Source organism: Streptomyces phaeochromogenes, from assembly GCF_001418655.1.
GTDB classification, from domain to species: Bacteria; Actinomycetota; Actinomycetes; order Streptomycetales; family Streptomycetaceae; genus Streptomyces; species Streptomyces phaeochromogenes.
The window spans coordinates 1-4,046 of sequence record NZ_LIQZ01000614.1 but is presented as its reverse complement, the minus strand read 5'-3'; the positions used below and the strand labels follow the sequence as shown (position 1 = coordinate 4,046).

Below are 4,046 nucleotides of genomic sequence, written 5' to 3'. Positions count from 1 at the left end.
GTTCCCCGCGCCCCTGAAGACACCGGTGGCCGAGGTCAGTTCGCCATGTGACGGTCCGCCCCCGTTGCCCGCGCCGTTCCCCGCGCCCCTGAAGGGCGTCGCCCGTCGTTTTCCGCGCCCCTGGAAGGGGCGCCCCTTCCGGCTCGCGCGCCTGGTGGTGTGCTGGCCTGAGGGGACGTGGCGGGATGTGTGGCCGCAGCTTACGGCGACACGGGCAGGCGGCACCGTGGCGACCGGACCTTGCGTCTTCCGCTGCGGGCGGACATTCCGACGCGGCCCCTCACCCTGGAGGCGAGCCTCGGCCCCACCCACCCAGGGGCGCGGGGAACTGCGCGACCAGCCACAACACACCCGCAGCCGAACACCGACCCGAACATCGACCCAGACCCGGGCCCGAACCCGGACCCGACAGCGACACCGGCACCGGACCCGACAGCGACACCGACACCGACACCGACACCCGAACGACTCAGACCGTCGCCGGCCCCGTCGTCGCCCCCTCGCGGCAGATCAGCAACAGCGCCCGGTCGTCGTTCACGTCCTTGGCGACGGCCTCGATGAGGTGCCAGGCGGCGCCGTGGAAGCCCCCGGCCACGTACCGGTCGGCCTCGCCGGTGAGGCGGTCGATGCCCTCGACGATGTCCCGCTCGGACGTCTCGACCAGTCCGTCCGTGAAGAGCATCAGGACGTCTCCGGGCCGCAGCGAACCCTTCACCGGGTCGAACTGGGCCCCGTCGTACACCCCCAGCAACGGCCCCTCGGCAGCCTTCTCCTCCCAGCGCCCACTCCCCGCGCTGAGCTGAAGCCCCGGAGGGTGTCCCGCCGAGAACAACTCGTAGTCCCCCGAGTCCAGATCCAGGACCAGGTGGATGGACGTGGCGAACCCCTCGTCCCAGTCCTGCCGGAGCAAGTACCCGTTCGCCGCGGGCAGGAACGCGTGCGGGGGAAGCGAGCCCAGCAGCCCCCCGAACGCCCCCGACAACAGCAGCGCACGCGACCCCGCGTCCATCCCCTTGCCGGAGACGTCCGTCAGGACAACTTCGAGCGTGCGACCACCATTCGTACGGGCCGCGACGACGAAGTCGCCGGAGAACGACTGCCCGCCGGCCGGCCGCAGGGCCATCTCCCGATGCCAACCCATCGGCAGCTTCGGCAACTTGCTCTGCACCCGGATCCGCTCACGCAGGTCGAACAGCATGGTCCCGCCCCGCCGCCACGGCACACCCACCCGGCTGCGGAACTGGGCGATCAGCAGCCCGAAGAACCCGCACGCGGCCACGACCAGCACGATCCCGGGTGTCACCCGGGAAGGCCCCTCCGTGTACGGCCCGAGTTTCACGGACTCCACGATCAGCGCGGTGGCAGCCGCCGCGTACAGCCCGAGCAGGCTCGACGGCCGCAGCAGCAGCCCGCCGGCGACGATCGGCAGGACCAGCAGCGCCGGCGAGCACCACACCGAGTTCATGAGTGTGAGGCAGGCGATCACGGGAATGGTCAGCAGCAGACCGGCGAGCGCGACCCAGTCGGAGCCGTCGCCGCGGAAGTAGTCGACAGCGGATCTGCGCAGGCCGGTGCGGACCCGGTGAACCTGCTTCTTCAACCGGGCCGTGAACGTATCGGCTTCAGCGCGCCGCTCTCGTCCTGCTGCCATTAGTTCGGGACCCTATCCATCGGACCAGGTGCTTGGCACGGGAGGTCCCACTTGTCCCCCGTCCGGGGACGGAAGTCACAGGGAATTCCGGCCCTCGCAGAGCGTACGGCCGGATGCGGACCCGACATCGCCGAGCGGGGAGAAATACAGTCGCTCATCCCGGATTGCCCTGGTAGGCATGAGGACATGACGACAGAACTGCGCGTGCTGCGCCCGGACGACTGGGACAAGTGGTACGGGAAACTGGAGCTCGCGTTCGGCGGGGTCGCGGAATCCCCCGAGGAGAGGTCGCTGTGGAGCGACCTCACGGAGCACGACCGGTTCATCGGCGCCTGGGACGGCGACGACTGCGTGGGCACGACCGGTGCGTTCACGTTCCGGGTCACCGTCCCGGGCGGCGCCGCCGTGCAGGCGGCCGGCGTCACGATGGTGAGCGTCTCCTCGACGCACCGCAGGCGCGGTGTGCTGCGGTCGATGATGCGGCGCCAGCTGGACGACGTACGGTCCTGGGGCGAGCCGCTCGCCGTGCTCACGGCGTCCGAGCCGGCCATCTACGGCCGGTTCGGCTACGGCGTGGCGACACATCAACTGCGCGCCGAGATCGACACGTCCCGGGTGCGGCTGTCGGTGCCGGAGGGCACGGACGACGTACGGCTGCGGCTCGTGGTGCCGGACGCGCCGGACGTACGCGACGCCTGCGAGGCCTTGTACGCGCGTCAGGTGGCGGGCAGGCCCGGGATGCTGGAGCGCAGGCCCGGCTGGGAGCGGCTGCCGCTGCTCGACCCGGAGAGCGACCGCAAGGGCAGCTCGCCGCTGCAGTGCGTGCTCGCGGAGCGGGACGGCGAAGTGGTCGGCTACGCCCGGTACTTCAACAAGCCGGAGTGGGACTCGGCCGGCCCCGCCGGCACCATCGAGCTGCGCGACCTGGAGGCGCTCGACCCGGCCGCGTACGCCGCGCTGTGGCAGCACCTCTTCGGCATCGACCTGACGTCGACGGTGAAGACCCACAGCCGCCCCGTCGACGACGCCTGGCAGCACCTGGTCTCCGACGCCCGGCGGTGCGGCCTGTCGTTCCGCGACTCGCTGCACGTGCGGCTCGTCGACGTCGGGGCGGCGCTGGAGGCACGGACGTACCAGGCGCCGGTGGACGTCGTGTTCGAGGTCGAGGACGCCTTCTGCCCCTGGAACGAGGGGCGTTGGCGGCTCACGGGTGACGCGACGAAGGGAGCGTCCTGCACGCGGACGGCCGACGCGGCCGATCTCACCCTGTCCGTACGGGAGTTGGGGTCGGCCTATCTCGGTGGCGTGTCCCTCGCCTCGCTCGCCGCGGCGGGGCGGGTGCGGGAGCTGCGCCAGGGCGCCCTCGCGGAGGCCTCGCTCGGCTTCTCCTCCGTCGTGGCGCCTTGGCTGCCGCACGGCTTCTGAGCGGTATCTGGCCTGCCTGCTGTCAGGCCCGGTGACTTTCAAGCCTGATAGTCATCAGGCCTGATGGCTCTCAGGCCACCACCGGCTTTCAGGTCTTCTGGCAGGTCGGGCACCAGAAGAGGTTGCGGGCGGCGAGATCGGCGGTGCGGATCTCGCCGCCACAGATGAGGCAGGGCAGGTTGGCCCTGCGGTACACGTAGACCTCGCCGCCGTGGTCGTCCTTGCGCGGCGGGCGGCCCATCGCCTCCGGTTCGTGCTCCGGGCGGACGGTGTCGATGCGGTTGTTGCGCACGCCCTCGCGCATGAGCGCGACCAGATCCGCCCAGATCGCGTCCCACTCGGCCGCCGTGATGTCCTTGCCCGCTCTGTACGGGTCGATGCCGTGCCGGAAGAGGACCTCGGCACGGTAGACGTTGCCCACGCCCGCGATGATCTTCTGGTCCATGAGGAGGGCGGCGACCGTCGAACGGCTGCGGGAGACGCGGCTGTACGCACGGGCCGGTTCCGCGTCCTCGCGCAGCGGGTCCGGGCCCAGGCGGGCGTGGATCGCCTGCTTCTCCGTGTCGGTGATCAGCGTGCAGGTGGTGGGGCCGCGGAGGTCCACGTACGTGGTGTCGTTCGCGAGTCTCAGGCGGACCGTGTCCGTGGGTGGGGGTGCGGGGGTGGTGCCGAAGTTCACCTTGCCGAAGAGGCCGAGGTGGATGTGGATCCAGTCCTCGGACTCGAAGCGGAGGAAGAGGTGTTTGCCGTGGGCTTCCGCCGTGGTGAATTCCGTGCCGTTCAGGAGGGCTGCGGCGTCTGTGAACTTGCCCTGGGGGCTGGTGACGCGTGCCCTGCGTCCACCGAAGCCGGAGATGTAGTCCTCGGCCAGCCGATGAATGGTGTGCCCTTCGGGCACGGGGGCCTCCTGGTCGGTGTGCGGTCGCCGTACAAACGGTTCCTCTTCCCCAGCCCCGCCCCTTCCCGGAAC

The 4,046-nt window shown here is 70.7% G+C and carries 3 protein-coding genes; 1 reads left to right on the top strand and 2 read right to left on the bottom strand.

The genetic code is table 11. The features are described 5' to 3' along the window. Positions 1–469 precede the first annotated feature (469 nt). The gene (locus tag AOK17_RS46690; RefSeq protein ID WP_055618706.1) at positions 470–1,651 is read right to left on the bottom strand and encodes a PP2C family protein-serine/threonine phosphatase; all 1,182 of its coding nucleotides are present in this window, start codon (positions 1,649–1,651) and stop codon (positions 470–472) included. A 186-nt stretch (positions 1,652–1,837) separates the two neighbouring features. Here AOK17_RS46690 and AOK17_RS46685 point away from each other — a divergent pair, with 186 nt between their 5' ends. Next, a complete protein-coding gene (locus AOK17_RS46685) occupies positions 1,838–3,076 on the top strand; it encodes a GNAT family N-acetyltransferase (RefSeq protein WP_055618705.1) in 1,239 nt (412 codons plus the stop codon). Between the two features lie 88 nt (positions 3,077–3,164). Here the strand turns inward: AOK17_RS46685 and AOK17_RS46680 are convergent, their stop codons facing one another. After that, positions 3,165–3,974: an Fpg/Nei family DNA glycosylase gene (locus tag AOK17_RS46680; protein ID WP_055618704.1), complete on the bottom strand. Its 810-nt coding sequence runs from the start codon at positions 3,972–3,974 to the stop codon at positions 3,165–3,167. Positions 3,975–4,046 lie beyond the last annotated feature (72 nt).

Bases quoted from the DNA above. Each gene is read 5' to 3' on its own strand.
- AOK17_RS46690 (WP_055618706.1), bottom strand. From the start codon at position 1,651: ATGGCAGCAGGACGAGAGCGGCGCGCTGAAGCCGATACGTTCACGGCC.
- AOK17_RS46685 (WP_055618705.1), top strand. From the start codon at position 1,838: ATGACGACAGAACTGCGCGTGCTGCGCCCGGACGACTGGGACAAGTGG.